Annotated in this window: 17 protein-coding genes; 7 read left to right on the top strand and 10 right to left on the bottom strand. The window is 60.6% G+C overall.

The window, feature by feature from the left end:
- The first annotated feature begins 161 nt into the window (after positions 1 to 161).
- From NG895_RS04730 to NG895_RS04720, 3 genes are all read left to right on the top strand, one after another.
- Positions 162 to 1,496 (top strand): alpha-L-fucosidase, encoded by a 1,335-nt coding sequence (locus NG895_RS04730; RefSeq protein WP_252851302.1) that lies wholly within the window; start codon positions 162 to 164, stop codon positions 1,494 to 1,496.
- A gap of 618 nt (positions 1,497 to 2,114) precedes the next feature.
- Positions 2,115 to 2,732: a DUF4254 domain-containing protein gene (locus NG895_RS04725; protein ID WP_252851301.1), complete on the top strand. Its 618-nt coding sequence runs from the start codon at positions 2,115 to 2,117 to the stop codon at positions 2,730 to 2,732.
- Positions 2,733 to 2,803: 71 nt separating this feature from the next.
- Entirely contained in the window at positions 2,804 to 3,940 is a 1,137-nt protein-coding gene (locus NG895_RS04720; RefSeq protein ID WP_252851300.1) for a glycosyltransferase, read from the top strand.
- Here the strand turns inward: NG895_RS04720 and NG895_RS04715 are convergent.
- Positions 3,937 to 5,121, bottom strand: a complete 1,185-nt coding sequence (locus tag NG895_RS04715; RefSeq protein ID WP_252851299.1) for a hypothetical protein — start codon at positions 5,119 to 5,121, stop codon at positions 3,937 to 3,939. The two genes, NG895_RS04720 and NG895_RS04715, sit on opposite strands and share 4 nt — an antisense overlap.
- A gap of 191 nt (positions 5,122 to 5,312) precedes the next feature.
- Positions 5,313 to 6,353: a glycosyltransferase family 9 protein gene (locus tag NG895_RS04710; RefSeq protein ID WP_252851298.1), complete on the bottom strand. Its 1,041-nt coding sequence runs from the start codon at positions 6,351 to 6,353 to the stop codon at positions 5,313 to 5,315.
- A gap of 447 nt (positions 6,354 to 6,800) precedes the next feature.
- Here NG895_RS04710 and NG895_RS04705 point away from each other — a divergent pair, with 447 nt between their 5' ends.
- Positions 6,801 to 8,225 carry a hypothetical protein gene (locus NG895_RS04705; protein WP_252851297.1) on the top strand — a complete coding sequence of 475 codons (1,425 nt, stop codon included), beginning with the start codon at positions 6,801 to 6,803 and terminating at the stop codon, positions 8,223 to 8,225.
- Positions 8,226 to 8,240: 15 nt separating this feature from the next.
- Here NG895_RS04705 and NG895_RS04700 read toward each other — a convergent pair whose 3' ends face one another.
- From NG895_RS04700 to NG895_RS04680, 5 genes are all read right to left on the bottom strand, one after another.
- The gene (locus tag NG895_RS04700) at positions 8,241 to 9,092 is read right to left on the bottom strand and encodes a sulfotransferase domain-containing protein (protein ID WP_252851296.1); all 852 of its coding nucleotides are present in this window, start codon (positions 9,090 to 9,092) and stop codon (positions 8,241 to 8,243) included.
- Between the two features lie 55 nt (positions 9,093 to 9,147).
- Positions 9,148 to 10,317, bottom strand: a complete 1,170-nt coding sequence (locus NG895_RS04695; RefSeq protein ID WP_252851295.1) for a glycosyltransferase family 4 protein — start codon at positions 10,315 to 10,317, stop codon at positions 9,148 to 9,150.
- Positions 10,314 to 11,426, bottom strand: a complete 1,113-nt coding sequence (dgt, locus tag NG895_RS04690) for a dGTP triphosphohydrolase (protein ID WP_252851294.1) — start codon at positions 11,424 to 11,426, stop codon at positions 10,314 to 10,316. The genes NG895_RS04695 and dgt overlap by 4 nt, the downstream gene beginning before the upstream one ends.
- A 77-nt stretch (positions 11,427 to 11,503) precedes the next feature.
- Positions 11,504 to 12,265 (bottom strand): hypothetical protein, encoded by a 762-nt coding sequence (locus NG895_RS04685; protein WP_252851293.1) that lies wholly within the window; start codon positions 12,263 to 12,265, stop codon positions 11,504 to 11,506.
- 114 nt (positions 12,266 to 12,379) lie between these two features.
- The gene (locus NG895_RS04680; RefSeq protein WP_252851292.1) at positions 12,380 to 13,300 is read right to left on the bottom strand and encodes a DUF4339 domain-containing protein; all 921 of its coding nucleotides are present in this window, start codon (positions 13,298 to 13,300) and stop codon (positions 12,380 to 12,382) included.
- Between the two features lie 437 nt (positions 13,301 to 13,737).
- Between NG895_RS04680 and NG895_RS04675 the strand changes: the two genes are divergently transcribed.
- Positions 13,738 to 14,367: an ATP-dependent Clp protease proteolytic subunit gene (locus NG895_RS04675; RefSeq protein WP_252851291.1), complete on the top strand. Its 630-nt coding sequence runs from the start codon at positions 13,738 to 13,740 to the stop codon at positions 14,365 to 14,367.
- Between the two features lie 54 nt (positions 14,368 to 14,421).
- On the opposite strand, the gene NG895_RS04670 is transcribed toward NG895_RS04675, so the two are convergent.
- From NG895_RS04670 to NG895_RS04660, 3 genes are all read right to left on the bottom strand, one after another.
- Positions 14,422 to 14,991 (bottom strand): superoxide dismutase family protein, encoded by a 570-nt coding sequence (locus tag NG895_RS04670; protein ID WP_252851290.1) that lies wholly within the window; start codon positions 14,989 to 14,991, stop codon positions 14,422 to 14,424.
- A 136-nt stretch (positions 14,992 to 15,127) separates the two neighbouring features.
- On the bottom strand, positions 15,128 to 15,460 hold the full coding sequence (locus NG895_RS04665; protein WP_252851289.1) for a rhodanese-like domain-containing protein: 333 nt from the start codon (positions 15,458 to 15,460) through the stop codon (positions 15,128 to 15,130).
- 210 nt (positions 15,461 to 15,670) lie between these two features.
- A complete protein-coding gene (locus NG895_RS04660) occupies positions 15,671 to 16,861 on the bottom strand; it encodes a hypothetical protein (RefSeq protein ID WP_252851288.1) in 1,191 nt (396 codons plus the stop codon).
- 503 nt (positions 16,862 to 17,364) lie between these two features.
- Between NG895_RS04660 and NG895_RS04655 the strand changes: the two genes are divergently transcribed.
- Entirely contained in the window at positions 17,365 to 17,889 is a 525-nt protein-coding gene (locus NG895_RS04655) for a hypothetical protein (protein ID WP_252851287.1), read from the top strand.
- A gap of 811 nt (positions 17,890 to 18,700) precedes the next feature.
- Positions 18,701 to 19,255, top strand: coding sequence for an ECF-type sigma factor (locus tag NG895_RS04650; protein ID WP_252851286.1), 555 nt, complete (start codon positions 18,701 to 18,703; stop codon positions 19,253 to 19,255).
- Positions 19,256 to 19,263 lie beyond the last annotated feature (8 nt).

Genomic DNA, 19,263 nt, shown 5'->3' with positions numbered 1-19,263 from the left:
GCCGAGATGATCCTGGTAACGAAATACACTCCGTTCTCCGACTCCGAAATAACGGAGTCACCGAGTTCTGTTGACTGAATTACAGCGGTTCGATCCTGCGGACAATAGAGGGGCGAGATTCACACGTCCACGAACCTCTTCTCAACACAGGCGACATGAACATGTCTACTCGATTTCTGCTTTCGTGCACGATTGCGAGCGTTCTGCTCGTTGCTCACGCACAGTCAACCTCTGCCCAATCGGATGCGACAGGCGATAAGCTCGATAACCGTCCCGAGCGTCTGGAGTGGCTGCAGGACGCGGGCTTTGGGTTGTTCGTGCATTGGAGCCTCGATAGCCAGGTGGGCAGCGTGATCAGTCACAGCCTGGTGGGGGCCGACGAGGAATACACCAACTGGTTTTTCAACGAGTTACCGAAGACGTTCAATCCTCGCCACTGGAATGCGGATGAGCTGGCCGAGCTGGCGAAGATCAGCGGGGCCAGGTACGTGGTGTTCACCACCAAGCATCACAGTGGCTTCTGCATGTGGGACACGGAGACCACGCCGTTCAACATCATGAACACGCCGTATGGCCAGGACATCGTGAAGCAGTACACCGACGCGGTGCGGAGGCAAGGCCTGGACGTGGGGTTTTACTTTTCGCCCGAAGACTTCTGGTGGCTGAATCAAAATGGCTACGAGGTGAGTCGCCGACAGTTGCCCTTTGATCCTAACGAGCACGAGCCCATGGCAAAGTACCTGAAGGCCCAGTGCGAGGAGCTGTACAGCAACTACGGCGACGTGGACGTACTGTTCATCGACGGCGCCGGCGAGAAACCGGTAAAGGAGGTCGCCTGGACCCTGCAGCCCAATTGCCTGATCACCCGCGGGGCCATCGAAACGCCCGAGCAGTATATCCCGGGCGAGGCGCCCGACGGGCCGTGGGAGTCGTGCTTCACAATGGGTACCCAGTGGCAGTACAAGCCCACCAACGAAGACTACAAATCGGGCACCAAGGTGATCGAGATGCTGGTGGAAACGCGGGCCAAGGGCGGCGCGCTGCTGTTGAACGTCGGCCCGATGCCGGACGGCCGGATTCCGATCGAGCAGGAAGCCCGGCTCCGCGAAGTGGGCCTGTGGATGGCGGTCAACGGCCGAGCGATCTACAACACCCGGCCCTGGGTGGTGGCCAACGAAGAGGGCATCTGGTTCACCAAGGCCAAGGACGCGGATACCGTGTACGCCATCCTGACCGGCATCCCCGATTGGAAGCGTGGCAGTCGCCGCAAGTTTGTGCTGAAGAGCGTAGCCGCCACCGACGACACCGAGATCCGCGTGCTAGGTCAGACGGGCCGCATCGTGGAATACTCGCCCGACACCGACGCCGAGGCCCGCTTCGAACAGACGCCCGAGGGCCTGTCGATCTCCGTCGTGCGGGCACAGCGACTTTACAACGACCACAAATGGCCGAACCCAGTGGTGGTGGAACTGACGAACGTGCGGGCGGCGAAGTAGGGTCGTAGAACGGAGTTGATTCCGTTGCCTCTTCTAGATGTCCTCCCAACGAAATGAATTCCGTTCTACGCATTTCGTTGTGGGAATCTTACACGGGCTGTGGGACAATTCGGGGTTGGCAATACGGAAGCTGGGGGCTCGCGGAGCTCGACCCCAGGCACCCCGGCGTAGCTACCGTCGCCAGACGGTGGATGATTTCCAGAAGCACGTGCTTCCCAAGGCGTTCTATTCGAACGAGGGGCGGTCCACGCTCTGGCGAGCGTAGCCACTCGACGAGTGCGCTCGTTTGCGGAGCAAACGGCCACAATGGGGTTTTGTCGCACCTGCGGCAAATCGCGCGCAACAACTCAATCTCCCTCACCATCGATGGCTTACGTAAATGACTACCTAGGAAAGACTTACGAACACCAATGGAATTGTCGCAGGGGGAGTTTTGTCGCAGGGAATCGATTTGCCGCAACGCTGCGACAAAACGGCCAAAACAAATGCCCCGGAGTGCTAGCACCCGGCGGTGAATCCGCCTTGCTGGCTGCTGGCTCGCGGCGTAGACTCCGCCAGCTTTCTCTATTTCTCACACCTAATTTGTCCTCCGAGGCAGCACACGCAAGGAAGCTTGTTATGCCGTTCGATTCCCAGGCGCTCGTTCAACAAATCACCCAGTTGCAGCACGACACCGTTGCCCGCTGGCATCAGGTCGATCCCGATAATCCGTACGACGGTTTGATGAACACCGTGTGCCAGCAGCACCAATTCAACTTCCTGCTGTGGCACGAAGAGGACATCGCCCGCAGCCCCGAGGTGGGGGACGAGCGGATCGCTCAGGTCAAACGAGCGATCGATGGCTACAACCAGAATCGCAACGACTACATCGAGCGCATGGACGAGGCGCTGTTGGACCTGCTGGCGGACGCGGACGTGAAACCGGAGCCCGGCGCGCGGCTCAACACCGAAACGCCCGGCAGTGCGATCGACCGGTTGTCGATCATGTCGCTGCGAATCTACCACATGAACGAGCAACTCGACCGCACCGACGTCGACCAGTTGCACCGCCAAAGCGTGGGTGAAAAGATCGCCCGTTGCCACCTGCAGCACGCGGACCTGTCGCAGTCGCTGGTGGAGCTTTTGGACGAATTGAAATCGGGCGAGAAGATGCTGCGGGTCTATCGCCAGATGAAGATGTACAACGACCCCTCGCTGAATCCGTACCTGTATAAGGGACTGCGGAAGGCGGGCTAACGACCAATCACCACTTCCTACACGACCGAGGCCAACCATGGCCCGGCTCGCAGAGAACTCGAAGCACAATCATGAGCATTGCCAAGGTAGCTGCCGTTCATAGCCGCCGCCAACTGCGGCCCACCAGCCAATCGGCCATCGACAAGTTAACGGTGATGCACGCCATCACTCCGTCGCGGATGGCCGGCGCCGAGATGTTCCTGACGCGATTCTTGAAGCATGCCGAAGGTGGATCGATCGATCACCGCTTGCTGCTGAATCGCGACAGCCCGGCCGTGGGTGAATTTCGCGCTGCAGGGGTCGACTTCGAACCAGCCGGCATCGGTGGCAAAGTGAATCTGCTGGCCGTATCGCGGTTGGCGGCTTCGGCCCGCAAGATGGGCGCCCGACTGATTGCCTCGCACTTGTCGACCGCCAGCTGGTGGTGCTGTTGGCTGGAACGGTTCGGTGGTCTGCCGACCGTGGGGCACGTGCAGGGGTTTACCTCCGCGCACTGGCACCGCGGGCAGACTCATCTGGTGACTTGCTCGAACGCGGTGAAAGACGACCTGATCGAGAAGGGGTTCGAGCCCAATCGCATCACAGCGCTGCAGCTTCCGGTCGAGCCCGCCGACATGGTGGCCACCCGAAGCCGCGCGGAAGTGCGTCGTGAATTCGGCGTGGACGAAGACACGCCGGTCGTGGGGACATTCGCTCACCTGTCGATCAAGAAGGGTTACCGCGAGCTGATCGTGGCGGCCGAGCGGGTACTGCGCGAGATGCCAAACGCCCAGTTCTGGTGCTTTGGCGATGGCATGCTGCGCGAGGAACTGACCCGTGGCATCGCCGAACGTGGTTTCGCCGACCGGTTCCGCTTGATGGGATTCCGCCGCGATGTGCCCGACATGATGCGAGCGGTGGACGTGATGGCGCTGCCTTCGCACCGCGAGCCCTACGGCCTGGTGTACATCGAAGCGGCATTGTGCGACCTGCCGGTGATCGCCTGCCGAGCCGGCGGCGCGCCAGAAATCGTGGTCGATGGTGAAACCGGTTTGCTGGTTCCGCCAAAGTCGCCACCGGAGTTGGCCGAGGCGATCCTCGAACTGTTGGGCGACCGTACTCGCAGCCAGGCGATGGGCCGCCGGGGCAACGAAAGCTGCCGCGAACGATTCAACTGGCCGAAGTTCGTCACCGATCTGTCAGAAGTGTACGAGTCGGTGGCCGGCTAAGGGTCGCTTGCCTGGCCTGCTGGCTTGGACGCTGCCTGCGAATCGAAATCGTCCAGCCATTGGCTCCGCCAGTCCGTGCAGTCTCGCATTCGCAGATTCACGTTACCGGTGATTTTTTCCGCGGGGTTATCCCAGCATCGGCACGCCTCGACCAAGACGGCGGGCGTCCCCCATCCTCGGTGAGTCTTCCCCGTGATGGATGTGTAGTGCGATGAGAAGTCGGTGAGGTGCAGGAAGTTGGAACCCAGTAATTTGATCCGCATGCCGTCCGACGAATTGATCCCCCCATCGAACAGCAGCCGAATCTGATTGGGACAGTCGCTGTCGACCAGCGTAAACCCGTCCCGAGCCTGGGCGTCGACCTTAGTCTGGCTGAAGCGGTAGAACCCGTTGTGACTGCCAACACCTGCGTCCTTGTTGAACTTCACCAACGTGCCCGGCGATGTGGTCAGGCTCGATTGCACCCACAGTTGCCCACCCCCATCGACCAACAGGCCCACCTGTTCGCTACCGGGATTGTAGTTCCGCAAGTGATTGACCACGATGTCCATCCCCATCTTGTTGACCATGTGTAAGACGGACGACTTGCACTCTTTGCCCTCGAGCCACCGGAACTGCATGTTGTCGCAGTTCGGCGTGTTTTGGGTTTTACCAATCTGCACCAAGTGGTCGAATCCTTCCCCCACGATTGGCTCGAAGATGGTTTTACTGGTACCGAGGCCTTTGGCAGCGCCGCTCACCAGGAGACCAATCGCCGCTTTGCCACGGCCGTCCAGCAGGAAGTTGCCCACGCGCGCGAAGCCCGCCTGGTGACGAATCATGACGCCCCCCTCATCGCCCGCCCAGCGAAGATGCGTGTAAACACCGCGCAGCCGAGGGTGCTCTATACCATGCGACGCGCCGGAACCGAGCAGAGTAAAGCCCGCGCGGTACGGCGTGGTAATCGTATCAGAAATCAGAAACTCGCCGGCCGGGATCACAATCGGCTGCTGGAACTCATGGGCATGATCGCAAGCCCACTGCAGGGCCTCGGTGATGTCGCCCCCTGGTTGGACCACGCCGAGCGGTGTGTCCTTGCAGACGTTCAACTGCAACTGCGAGGGCCGCATATCGGGAAGGAGCTCGGCCGGCAATTGGGCCGCGGCACGATGATGGCCGGTGACCAGTGCGGCGAAACACATCACCGCGACCCCTGCTATTGGGCGTGCGCACCAGCATGGCCGGCCCAGGACTTGGGCACGGTGAGCAACATTCACGGTTAGTCCAATCGATGTGGTCGAATCTGGTTTCGCCGATCCCCGAGGCACGGGTCCGCCCGCGCGGAGAGCCTGAATCGAGCCAGGGGCAAAACGGGGGCCCGCAACCTATTATACTACGAGGCCTTGGCCAGATTGTTCTTTCGCCCGAGTAATTGATCGCACGCCTGGGCGACCATCGGCACATCGATGGCCCGCATGGCGGTATTGTCGGCCTGACGCCGCTCGCGGGCGGAACCGTCCTGATAGAAGGCCTGGAGGCGGATATGCGAAGGGCCGTACGCGCCACACCATTCGGCACGACTGGTGCCGTGCAGGCTGATGGTGGGGGTGCCAACGGCCACCGACAGGTGCATGGGCCCAGTGTCGGAGCCGATAAACATCGCCGCCCGGCGAGTGATGGCGGCTAGCTGCGGCATGGTGGTCGAGGGGGCCAACTCCACGGCTCCGCTGCTGGTATCGACAATCTTCCGAGCCAGTTGACGCTCGTCGCTACCACACCAGACGGCCAGACTTTTCAGACCGTGTTCGGTCCACAGGTGCTGAGCAAGCTCGCCGTAGCGTTCGGCCGGCCACAGTTTCGAGGGCCAGCCAGCACCGGGATTCAGCACGGCGAATCGCTGACCGGTGACCGATGCCCGGGCCAGTGTTTCGATGGCATATCGGGCGTCTTCCGATCGCTCGGGCATCCGGAACTCCACATCGGGCTGCACGATTCCCAGCGGCTCGAGGATCCCCAGATAGTGTTCCACCACATGCGACGCCCGCACGTCGGTCAGCTCGTTGTTCAGCACCTTGCTCAGCTCACGCCCGTTGCGGCCGGCAACGCCCAGCCGGCGTTTGGCACCGCTCATCCAGGCAACCACGGCACTTTTGGTAAGGCACTGCAAGTCGACGGAGATATCGAAGTTCAGCTCCCGCAGCTGCCGGCGGACCGTTCGTGCTGTGTGGACTGAGCGCCACCATCGACGGGGCAGCTTCACCACGGCGTCCAAGTCGGGATGACCTTCGATCAACTCAGCAGCCCGGCCCTCGACCGCCCAGGCGATCATGGCCTCCGGAAAGTGGCGGCGCAGGGCGGTAGCCACGGGCAATCCGTGGATCACGTCGCCCATGGCTGTGAGGCGAACAATCAGAATACGGGGCGGTGCGTGCATGGGGATCCATCCTTGGAGGGGGCACTCACTCGGGGGGGCAAAGGCGCACTCCCCCCGCAGGGCGAGGAGCTGAAATGTACCCGGTGTAGCCACTTTGTGAGAAGTGCAATACGGCTGGTGCTAGCAGTCTGCGAGCCCTGCCGCTGCTGCTGCAGGCAACCGAATTAGCCCATTACGCGGTTCGCGCTGAGTACTTGCTGCCGCTTCCTGCACCAGACATTGGGGGCAAACAGAGTGTCCGCACGTTGCCGGCCGGCCGAACGGCGATGTTGGTGACCAGCGGCAGGGTCCAGCAGTGCGGTTTATGCCGGTTTTGCGGCAGTGTAACTTTCTACCGCGGTGGCCTCGACCGCTATGCATGACGTACACTGAAACAAGCGGCCGGAGAGAGGTACGTCGTCTCAATCCGCCCAACCACCCCCCTATCAGACTTGCTTCGTTAGATCCATGGCTCCCGAGACAATCCTCATCCCCGGCTGTTGGGGGCTCATTATCGTCTTGGGCTTGGTAGTACTTGTGCCATTCCTTCGTGGTACGAGCGACTTGGTTACCGCCAAGAATGTATTCCTGCTGGGGGGCATCAACTACGTCGGTATTGCCGGCCTAAAGGCGGCCTACTCGCCACAAATATTCCGGATTCTCGAGTTCGAGCGTCGCGACTACCAATATTTCGTGGCAGGGGCATTTACGTTTTTTGCGGCGTTCCTGCTCGCTTACGCGGTTATCAAGCTGCCTCGCAAGCTCGCTGGTCGGACCCTGCGCAAATGGCCGGCTGCCACGCCTGGCGTGCTGTACTTCATGACCTTGGGAGCCGTGACTCTCTCGGTTCTAGGCTTCTTGGCACCGAACATCCAAGGTCTGGCCCAGTTTCTGTTTCAGGTGGGCAACAAAGCGATCATCATTCCGGTAGCCCTGGTGTTTGCTGCTTGGTTTCAATCGAAAAAGAACTTGATTTTGGTGGCTACGCTCGCCGGTGTGCTGCTGCTGAGCATGATGCTGTCGATTCTGAGTGGCGGAGGTCGCCGCACCATGCTGGGCGTGCTGATGGCGATCCCCATTTGCTGGTATTGGTTTTCCCTGCGGTACAAGAACTGGCTGACCAACACCGTACTGCTCGGCGCTGTATTCGCCGTTTCGTTTGCGGTGCTGCTGGGATACTCAGCCATTCGCCATTTTGATCGCCGAGGCGAGATGCAAGAGCGAAACGTCGGCAATGCTATGGAAGCACTGTCGAAGCTGCCCTCGCTGGTGTTCGACACATCGGGCTTGGATTCGATGTTAGGGCAGAATGCGGCACAGACGTCCCTTACGGCAATTCATCTGTACACAACCGACCACGAGACCGAACCGTTCCACTCCGTGATCTTTGTTGCCACGAACTGGATACCCCGCGCTTTCTGGCCTGATAAGCCCTTGGGGCTGGGATATACCTTGCCCAAGACGGCGCGAGCCAAGGGAACAAGGGCGACCTGGGGACCTGGCATCGTTGGCCACGGCTATCACGAAGGCGGCCTGCATATGCTGGTCTTCTACGGCGTAGTAATGGCGCTCTGTTTGCGCTACTGGGACGAGTTGCTGGTTCGCCAACCCCGAAATGCGTACCTGTTGGCCTGCTTTGCCGCTATGTCCGGTCACCTGTTTGGTTGGTGCCGCGGCGATATTGGTACGTTCACTATGCAGATCGTGGGGGCGCTCGTCGCGATGCTGTTGTTCTGCTGGGCGGGACGCTTGATATTTGGCACAGGCTTGGTCTATCCCATCACGAGCGGTCCGGAGTACGTGAACACCAATCTGTTCGCACTCCGCCGCCGTAAACCCGATACGGCCTCTCCCACCGATTTCCAGTTTCGCCCTCGGCGCGTGTCGGACTAACAGACGGTAACCTCGTCAGTTCGCTGGGACATCGCCCCAAGGCGAGATGTCCCACTGCGCAGCGAGTTCCTCGCGGTCGTTCGCCAGCTCCTGCTGTAACCACGCGATGGTTTCCGCGGAGGGTGGCGTCGGGCGAGGTGGAGCCTTGCGCATAAAGTACTTGCGAAGGTGATGGCGGGCCCGCGACGAGACCAACGGCCTGACCAACTTCTGGTACATTTTGTTGCCCCGGATGGCATTCCAGATTGGGCCTGGCACCGGCTTGCCATCGCCAGCGTTGAACACTTCCTGTTCGTCGATGGCAGGCCTCTCGTCGGGGTCGAGCCCCAGAAACCGACAGGTCTCTGCCACCACCGCCGACCTGCTGCTCTTGTACTGCTCGAACAACACCACGCGAATCCGGTCGCGGCCAATCGCTTCGACCCAGGGCCGCAATTGCCAGGCATAGCGGCTGAAGTCGAGATACCGCGGATGCTCGCGCACTACGGCATTGATATCAGCCCCAACCAATCCCCGGGAAAACTCGTGATAGTGCTGGCTGATGATTCGTGAAATCGGCTCGCGAATGATATAAATCGCACGAAAATCCTCTGGCAGTACGGCAACCGCTCGCTCCACCACGCCCGGCCGATCGGGCAGCTTGCTGTATCCCGTCGAGGCGTCGCCCACTAGTTGGTCCGCTCCAGCTGCCACGTACAGGTCCGCGTACTCCTGCTTGCCTGCTTCTGTCAACACTTTGTCGTCGCACAAAGCGTGCGGTTCCTTGTTGACGGGCATGTACACCTGGGGGTGGCCGCAGACATCGAAGAACAAGCCAGTCGTTCCCGACTTCATTGCACCAATGATTAGAAAATCGGGCAGTCGCATACTAGTTGGGGGTCGTTCGATGGGTGGGGAAAGCGGGAAACGACTATCAATGGTTTCACTCGGGCACGCAAACCGTTCGCTGCACTCCGTCGACCAGCCGCGTGGCGTCCAGAAATCCTTGCACCATGGTCGGCAGAGTGAACTCCTCGGTCACCGTACGCAGGGCTTCGGCAGCCATTCTTTCGCGCACCTGCGCATCCGACAGGATTTGAACAATCGCGTTTGTCATGGCGGGTTCGTCGCCATACGGGTACAGCAGGCCATTCTCACCCGGCTTGAGTGCCACGATCTCCGGATTCTGTGCTTCAATATCGTCGGAGGTGATGGCCGGCAAGCCGAACCCCAAGGCGGTCAGCAAGCTCAAACCAACGTTCTCCGGATAGCAAAACACGCCGCTGGAAAGAAGCCAGGGAGCCAGGTCGTGTTCGTCGTAAACAGCTCCTGCGAACCGCACCTGATCGACGATTCCCAGCTCGCGAGCTTGAGCCTCCAGGTTGGATCGCTCCGGACCATCTCCCACCACTACCGCGGTGAGTCCGGGAAGCTCGCTTTGTCCATTGGCTATCGCCCGCAGCAGTCGATCGGGTCGATTCTCGTCTCGCAGTCGCGAGACGAACGCGACGGTACGCGACGGATCGAGTCGCTGCTCGGCCTGAAACGCAGCCAATTCCGCCGACCTGGCGAGCCACGACTGGCGAGCTTGCTGGATGGGAGTCTGGTCGATGGCGTTCTGGGCGACAAACACTCGCTCGCGATCGAATCCATACTCGCTGACCAGCCTCTCGGCCACGGGATGCGTATAGAGCATGACTCCGGTGGCGAGGCGGCCAAGTCGATTTCGCATCCAGGTCCGCAGCCAGGTGTCGCTCTTCGAATAACCATGTCCCCAGGCCACGGTCGGCAGCCCCGCTCGCTTTGCCTTCTTCAACGCGGGACGAAGTGTCAGGTACCTGGGGTTCCAGGAGTGAATCAACAGGTCGAATCGATCGGGGTCGACCACCTCGATTTGTGCGGGATGCTCGCGAAACGCCGCTGGCCCGATGCGCCGATTGCGAACATTGGCATGTTCGAAGCCGAACTTCACCGTGTCGGGCACCGGATTCGGAGCGTCGCTGGCCTGATCGGCGAACAGGGTCACCTCGATATCCGGCTGTGCGGCCAGCAAGTTATAAACCGGCAGACGGTACGGCCGGATGTCGGGCTGGGTGATGGCGATACGAATCATAGTTGCTGGTAGGCCTCCCGGGCCGATCGATCGGTGTGGCTCGATACCCAGTCGGCTACGGCCCGTGGCAAACCCGCTTCGCCGGCAATCCGCTCGTAAAACGTCGGCAATCGTTGCGGGTGCTTCAGGTAGTGGTCGAACAGACGCCCCAGTTCGTGGTTGGTTGTCTCGCGTTGCGCCAGCACATCGGCATGCCGATACACTCGCTGGAACAAGAACGATTGCAGCTCTTGCTTCTTTTCGGCCATGCCGCTGGGGGGAGTGAGCAGCGGTGGCACACTCCGAACCTCGTCCACGCTCGAGATTTCGAGCTGTTCGATCCGCGACTCGGCGAGCTTTACCATGTCGCTCACGGCCGCGTCGATAAGCTCATGAATCACAGCCCGGCGTAGCTCGAGGTTCGTCAGTCCGTCGTACCTGTCGCGCACTCGCTCGGCCGCCTCACGCCAGAGGGTGATCTCATTTAGTTCATCCAGTGTTAGCAGCCCCAGTTCCAAGGCGTCGTCGGCATCATGGGCGTCGTAGGCGACGCTATCGGCGGCGTCTACCACTTGCACTTCTAGCGGCGGTTGCGATGCAGCGGCGGTCGCCATTTCGCTTTTGTTGGCTCGGCGCCGCTGCCCCTCCAGCACTTCCTGCGACAAATTGAGACCGGGAAACTTCGGGTAGCGAATCTCCAGCTGCTCCACGATACGCAGTGCCTGGGCGTTGTGATTGAACCCCCCGAGCCCCGCCAGCCGCTCGTCCAGCACATCCTCGCCAGCGTGCCCGAACGGTGGGTGGCCAATGTCGTGCATCAGAGCCAGGGCCTCTACCAAGTCTTCATTCAGGGCGAGTGCCCGGGCCATCGTGCGAGCGATGGAAGCGACCTCCAGCGTGTGCGTCAGCCGGCTCCGGTGGTAATCGCCCAACTCACCAGTAAAGACCTGTGTTTTGTGGCTCAACCGACGAAAGGCCGCGCAATGCGTAATGCGGTCGCGATCGCGCTGAAATGCAGAGCGATAGGGGTGCGACGTCTCAGGGTACTTTCGCCCTGCCGAATGCTCGCTTCGCATCGCGTACGGTGCCAGCAGCAGAGATTCCCGATCCATCGGTGGCGAAGTTTGCATGGTCTATTGGCAGCGGGGGTCCCGGCTGTGGTTGAAAGGCAGATTTGTACAGGACAAACCACGAGCAAGTCCAGACACTAGCTCTCTTGGGGGTCAGCTTCTGGGGCCGGCTCTTCAATCGGCTCCGGAGCGATCTCGAGGCTCGAGAGCATCTCTTCGAATGCCTCGCGATTCTCCTCGACAATCTTGGCGGGGCCGTAGAACTTCACGTAGTAGCTGCCTGCCCCTTCGATCTCGATCACCGCGCCCAGCATTCGGTAGTCGGGCAGTTCGACCTTCGGACCTCGTTGTCCGTGCGGGCTGTCGAAATAGGTGCCGGTGATATCCAGTACGTGGGCAATTGCCCCGCGGAGTCGGCGGCGATCGCGTCGCATGGCGTCTTTTCCATCGGCGTCGCGGCCTAAGCGGAATTGCCCTATCCAGTTGCGGATGTTCGTGTCGACGTCGCCCCCCGCCCCCATCACGGTCATCCGTCCTCGCCGCGGTGGCGACCTTTCGTCTGCCGGATCCACTGGCGGTTGATCCTTCTCGTCGAGCGGCGAGATCGAGAGTTCCAGCTCGACAACATTGTTGCGAGGTTTCACGACCTTCCAGCGAGCAGGCACCTTGAGCCGCAACCGTCTATCTTTCACCAACAAGGTTTGCAGCTTGGGTTCGTCCGGCTTGGTGGCTTCGTCGGACTCTTCCTGCGTAGCATCTTCGGTGGCTTCGGGCACGTCCACCTCGTTCGGCTTGGCGGCGACCTCGTCTTGCGCCGCGGTGGCTGGCGAGTTGAAAACGAGCAGGCACCCTGCCATCACCAGTAGCGATATTGCTTGCTTGCAGCATTGCGATGTCATTGGGATTCTCAAGCTATGGGGCAAAGGTCACTTCCTGACACACCAAGCTTTCAGGTCGACTAACTCACTCGACACCTGAAGCGGCCGGGGAAGCGTTCGCCTTGCGGGCGAACTTTACTGGTCGGCGGCGTCCATTGCCTCGTTGTCGTCCATCTCGCCATCCTCCATGGCCGGCTCATCCGCCTCGTTCGTGGCGGCGTCCGCAGGCGCGGCGGGTTGTTCTGTGGTGGGGGGTGGAACCGCGTTGTCCGCGTCGGGCTCGCTGGTACTGCTGGCCAGCACCCAAACCAGCACTCCTGCCAGGATTATGGTTAGCAGGATCAGTACCGCCGCGGCCAATTGCTGGCTACGCTTCGAGCGCATCTTTCGCCGGCGGTACCGGGCGGTGGCCAGCGAAACGTCGGCTGCCTCGGGCGAGGAGGTGCCGCCGGACGAATTGGCCTCATTGTAGTCGTTTGTCGGAGGTATCGCAGTGGTGGGAGCCGCTGTGCTGGCCAATTGGGGGAAATGCTCCGGCACTGCGCTGGCAAGTCGCCAATCGGGCCAGCCGGTCCGCCACACGTAGCTGTCGGCTGCCAGACGGCCTTCGCCCGCCCATTGATGCACCAGGGCGTCGTCGGCCGGGCCAAACTGTCCACCCGAGGCAGGTCGAACGTACCATAACGGCTGTTCTGCCGGTGCCGAGGTCGGCGGCAGCGATGGATCGGTCGGGGCAGGGGGCGAGGATGACGGTGCAGCCGAGGGCTGAGGAGGTGCAGCGACGGGGGCCGGAGTCGGCGAAGCGGGCGCTGCGGCCGACGACTTTGCAGCGGTCGCCACGGCCGGATTCGCAGCGGAATCTGGCTGCTGAAGAGCCCCCGAGGGCTTGGCGGCAGCCTGACGGGCCGGTTCTGGCGACGGTGCCGAACTGGATTGTCCTGTTGGCTGTGGAATGACAAACCGCACCTGGCACTCGGGGCAGATGCCACGCTTGCCAGCCAATTCGGCTTTTACATGCAGTGGATGGCCATTCGGGCAGGCGAAGCGAATACCCATGATCCCGTTCGACAAAACCTTGCGATTACAAATTCGAAATGCTCTTCAGCCATGGCAGCCTGGATTTGTACCGCCCGTGGCACCTGGCTACATGTCACTACCCTGCCAGTCGTCCTCCTTGCACTTCTTCCCCCCTGTTTCAGTATATTGCGGAGAGGGCCGTAAATGAAGAAATACCAGCGATTTGCGCTGGTTTGACGCCTTCCTTTACCAGCATTTGGGTCCCAGATGTCCGGTTCCGCGCAACGGCGGCACCAATTAGGCCGAATTTGCCGGCTGGCAAAGGATTTTCGGCCCCCGGCTTCCCAACAATCCATGGCGGAAAATCTCCCCGTCTCGTAAAATGAAGGCTTGAATACGGGGCAGAATTGTAAGGCGGCCCCATCGGTCGCATTTCGCTTGTCTCATTCGATAGCCGATTTAGGGGAACATTGTAGATGGCAGGTCAGGAACACCAGGACGAACAGCAAGACGAGGGGCCGCTGGAAATCGCCATCGTTGGGGACCTCACCGACAACGAGTCCGAGTTAACTGATAAGCTGCTGGGAATTGAGCCCGGCGGCAGCTGCACCATCTACTTCGACTCGCCCGGTGGAAGCCCCTACTGCGCCATGAGCCTGATGACGCTCATCCGCATTCGTCGGCTCAACGTCACCGGCATCGTCACGGGCGAGTGCTCTAGCGCCGCGCTCTGGCCCTTCGCCGCGTGCCAGCGCCGCGTCGTCACGCCGTTCAGCGTTCTATTGTTCCATCCTATGCGGTGGCAAAGCGAAGAGAACGTGGGCCTGGCCGAAGCTGCCGAATGGGCGCGCCATTTCGGGACGCTCGAAAAGGACATGGACAAGCTGCTGGCCGACCTGTTCCAGGTATCGCACGACACCATGTCGAACTGGATCACGCCTGGACGGTACGTCTCGGGTCGCGAAATGGCCGAAGCCGGTCTGGCCGAGCTGGTCGAGTTTTCACAACTCAACACATTCCTCGACCAGCCCGACATCTCGCTCGCCAATGGTGCGGCCCATCGCCTCAAGGCTCACCGTCCGGTGGAAGCCCGCAAGGCTACCTAAGTCTCGGGCACCGGCCCATCCTTCTCACAGGTCGGGATCGCTGCCGCGTCGGCTTTACTGCTCAATGACACCGAACGCCACGCGCGCTCCAGCATCGCCTGTCGGTTGGGTGAACTGGTCTTCACCAGCATGAACCACGATCGCCCGACCGACGATGGTCTGGGGTCCGTCCAGGCTGATTACGGTGTCCTCGATATCTACATCGGCGACACCCTGGTCGTTCGCTTCGATGTTGCCCAGATCGCCTACGTGACGGTTTTCATCCGCAGGCTTGCCATGCGGGGCGTCGGTGGGGTTGAAGTGCCCGCCGGCCGATTTGCCAGCCTGCTTGTCGGACAGGTCGCCGGTCTCATGAACGTGAAAACCATGCATGCCAGGCTCGAGCCCAGTGATGGTGCCGGTGATCGTTACCGTGTCCCCCTCTTGCTTGAAATTCAGCGACCCTTCAGCGCCGCTCTCGCCAATGGGCTCCAGCTTGCATACGGCCGTAATCGTTTGATCCTCGCCGGGGCTTTCAGTCGTCATGTTGTTGTCCCCGCTTTGCATCGAGCCGGGTTCGTTTTCGCAGCCCACCAGTAGGGCCAGGGAGGCGACGGCGGCCAGGGTTGTAAAACTGCGTACCATGTCTTGGTCTCCTTATTCGTTGTGTTGAGTCAAATCTGTTCAATTAGCGTCGCTGAACTCAAAGCTGCTCAACCAGCGGAGACTCGCTCAGCCGATTGGGCAGCTTGTGGTTGTCGGGCGGCGGAGCCTGCGGCCCTCACACGCCGGCCAGACGGTGGCCGGTTTCTTTCCAACCTTCCACGCCGGCTTCGAAGTCGTACACATTCGAAAAGCCAGCCTGCTCCAGTTTCTCAGCAGCCTGCGTCGACGACGAACACTCCGTACTGGCGCAGTACACCACGACGGGCTGGTCCTTACCGCCCGCTTGCTGCTCCACACGATCCACGAAGTCGTCGCTCTGCTGCGGAATGTTCACCGCCCCTTCGATCTTGGTTTGATCGAATTTCGACTCGTCCAAAGTATTGACCAGCAGGAATTTCTTGCCTTGCTGCTTCACACGGTCGAGTTCGGTTGCTGTGAGCTTCTGCATTTCGAATCCTCCTCTTCTTTCAGTACTGCCGACTGGGGTGACTCCGCCCGGGAAACATTCCACAAAGCGGTGCGTGCCCATCGGCCTGAAGAGAAGGAACTGGGTGCAACCGTGGTGCCATTTCCAGGCGAATCCCCCAACGGCGGCAAAGAAATCGCCACGATCACTAGAATCTGCCAATGTCGCACGCCGGCAGTGGTGGACCGGCTATCAGCGCGGTTGCCGCCACGTCAACCATCGTGCCCGGCAGGCCGCTCCCGCGGCCACTAGCGCGGTTGCTAATAACCCAACCATCGACGGCTCGGGCACCAGCGACACGCCTCCCGAGCCTGCGGCCGCGCCGGATGCACCGAACTGCGACTTCCAGACATCGTAGTCGGCCGCATCGACGATCCGGTTCCCCGAACCATCCGCCCTCAAGTCAATGGTCGACCCCAGCGTATTGCGCCAGCGGACATAGTCGGCAATGTCCACGATGCCGTCGTAGTTGTAGTCGCCTGCGGTGGGAATGTACTCGGTGTCGTTCACATAGAACTCCAACCACTCGGCGCCGGCTTGCAGTCCGGTGGCCACGGCTTCTTCGAATTCGCCCCCGAAGCGAATCTGCTGGCTGCCGCTCACCATCTGAAAGCCAACGGAGTAACCCTGCTCCTTCAACTGCAACAGGGTCTCGTACTTGCTGCGATCCAACGTCACTCGGGCACTCAGGTCATTGGCCTGGAACGCTGCCCGCGTGCCGGCCCGGGCAATCAGCTCGTCCAGTACCCAGTCCGAATCGGAGTGGTCCATGTGTGCCTGCGACGGCGTGGCGTAGTTCAGCACGATCTTCTGATCGTCAAAAGCCTCGACCACCGGATCGGCAAAGTTCACCCATGCTTCGGCCAGCGCCTGCGACGAATAGTCGGGCAGCGCCATCACCTGGTCCGTCATGTGCATCTCCGAGGAACGGGCAAAGCCTGGCAGGTGCACGCTGGTCAGGCGCGGCGTGTCGGCATATCGGTTTCCCAACTGCTCGACGAACGATTCCCACTGGTTCAATAGCTGCGGATCCCAAGGCACGGGGGCCAGTTCCGGCTCGGTGCCTTCGTCGATCTCCAACGGATAGTAGCTCACGCCAGGCAAGTCGAGTGGCGAATTCACCCCACCCATCACGCGAAGTTGGATATCGCGATCGAGCTGCTCGCCCCGCGCCATCTGCTCATCCAGCCAGGCGAACCCTTCGTTGTGCAGCTTTCGCCACGATACCCGAATCGTGAATCCGCTAACCCGCTCGTCCATGATGTCGTCGTCGCCGTGATCGCGGTCGACCCCCTGCAGCAACACGTACGGCACGCCCGTGCCCATCGCCGAGCTGGCGAAGGTCAGCAGCAACATCAAGACAACACTGTAAGTACGAGGCATAGTCCAGCTCTTTCTACCTGGCGCTACAGCCGGGCTGACTGAGGACAACTATGGCCAGCGATGCGACAACTGCAGCAACCCCGCAGCGCACCACCAGCTAATTAGAATCTGTTCCGTTGACCTCGCGTATGGGTCCGTGATCCACCTGGTCTCAGCCAGTTCGCACCAGGTACGCAAGGGGGACGATCGATAACCGCGGCGTTCGAGCAGTTGCCTAAGACTGCTGACGACGCACAACCGCCTGACGAGTCGCCCGCGATTATACTCGTGGCACTACACCAACCAAGGAATTTTCTCGGATTTCTGCGGTAAATTCACTGCATTCCCAGCATCGCATCGCCAGCAATGCTCGCCATGCGCGCCAGGCAATTCCTCCAGCAAACCTCCTGCGATCGGATGGCGACCATGCAGTTTGCAGCCCCCATTGGCCGAGCGTTATATTGGCGCTGGCACCACGGCCGGTGCGGACAGTACGTAACCCTCTGAAAGCAGGACCCACCACCATGCGTCCGGGAAACACCGTTGTTGTCGTAATCGTCGTCATCGTGGTGCTGGGGATTGTGTGCCTTGCGTTGTGCGGCGGCTTGATCTACTGGGGGTTCTCCAACGCCACGAAGACGGCCGATCCGCAAATCGACGCGGTGTTCGCGGCCATCGAAGGCGACACCATGGGCCAGGCTTACGACACGATGACCACCAGCGAGTTCCGCGCTGTCACCAGCCGTCAGCAGTTCCAGGAGCTGGGCGACACCATCGCCACCCGGCTCGGCAAGCTGCAGTCGAAAACACTTCAATCGTTCAACATTCAACAACACAATTCCGACTCCACCATCGAAGTGACGTACAACGCCGAATTCGAAAAAGGGCCCGGCACCATCATGGCGACGCTCAAGGACGAAGCCGGCCAGTGGAAACTGCTCCACTTCCGGGTCAACTCGCCAGAATTCGACAACGCCAAGCAACCGCCCCCCGCAGCAGAGGCGCCGCCCGAGCCCACGGACGAGCCAGCCACCCAGCCCGAGGAATAACCACCCCGCTGACGCTCGGCGTTTTGGTCACCCCCGAGTTGTTCCACAACATCCCCCATCCGCATCCATGGGCCCAAAACCCAGCGGGTTTTGGTCACCCCCCAAGTGGTGAAACCACTTGTTTTCCAGGGCAAACCAACCGCAGGGTGGGACAAAACTCCGAGAGTAGTCCCCAGCCACTCAGCGTGCTGGCCCCAAAACTCCCAAGGTGGCCCAAAACTCGAAGTTGTCCCAAAACGCTTCTGCCCTCCCTTTCTCCCGCAACCACACGGTTCTCCCGTCCCCTGGCGCGGAATAGATAGCATCGCGCCCCTTCATTAGATCACACGATCTGGCAAACTCTACGGCGAATTTTTTACACTCGCGTCTTACTGCTTTTCGAAACCAATCGGCAGACAGCGACCGTAGCCAGACGACACAGATTTGCCCGTCTTCCATATCCTCTTTCCGACCAAGGTAACAGCACCACTGGGTACTTGGACACTCGCCTTCGGGTGCCTCTGCGAGTCACGCCTGGAAAGGCTGGAATTCGGCCGCCAGGTCGCTGAGGGGATGCACACCGTGGGGAGTTGGCAGGGGCCCGAAAGAGGTCGCCGTTGCCCCCTAATTCGGTGGGACTGGCGGGCTGAGTAATTACAGAGGTTCTCACGACCGACGCAAGTTTGGCCATTTCCTACGGCGCGTTGGGCGATGCACCCGACGCAAGTTGCACTGGCGGCAAATTGCCGGCGGTGTCGCGACCTCAGCAGCAAAGACCTCAGCGTTCTGCCCGTTGGAGTCTCTCCGACGGCCGTCTGCTATACTTGGCTCCATGGCCGACGTCACGCAAATCTTGTCGCAGATCGAGCAAGGCGATCCCTCCGCCGCCGAGGAACTGCTACCGTTGGTTTACGAAGAACTTCGCAACCTCGCGGCTGCAAAGCTAGCGCACGAAAAGCCCGGTCAGACACTCCAGGCAACGGCATTAGTGCATGAAGCCTATCTGCGATTGACGGGGCGGAATACCAATGAGTGTTGGGAAAACCGGCGTCACTTCTTCGCGGCCGCCTCGACTGCTATGCAATGGATACTTGTGGAAGCAGCTCGGCGAAAATTGAGGCTCAAGAGAGGCGGTGATCGAAAACGAGTTGAACTCGAAGACATCGCCATTCCGCTGAACAAGAGTCCCGAAAGACTTCTCAGCCTCGATGAAGCCCTCGAACGGCTGGCATTACAGCTACCCGAGGCGGCTGAAGTCGTCCGGTTGCGATACTTTGTCGGACTTTCGATTGAGGAAGCCGCCGACGTGTTGGGCGTATCGCGAGCCACGGCCTATCGACACTGGACATTCGCCAAAGCGTGGCTCCAGTCGGAATTGGACAAATGATGTGAGAC

Origin of the sequence: Aeoliella straminimaris, from assembly GCF_024054565.1 — a bacterium.
GTDB classification, from domain to species: domain Bacteria; phylum Planctomycetota; class Planctomycetia; order Pirellulales; family Lacipirellulaceae; genus Aeoliella; species Aeoliella straminimaris.
Note: the sequence above shows the minus strand (reverse complement) of the source record. Positions and strands in the feature narration are given on the sequence as shown.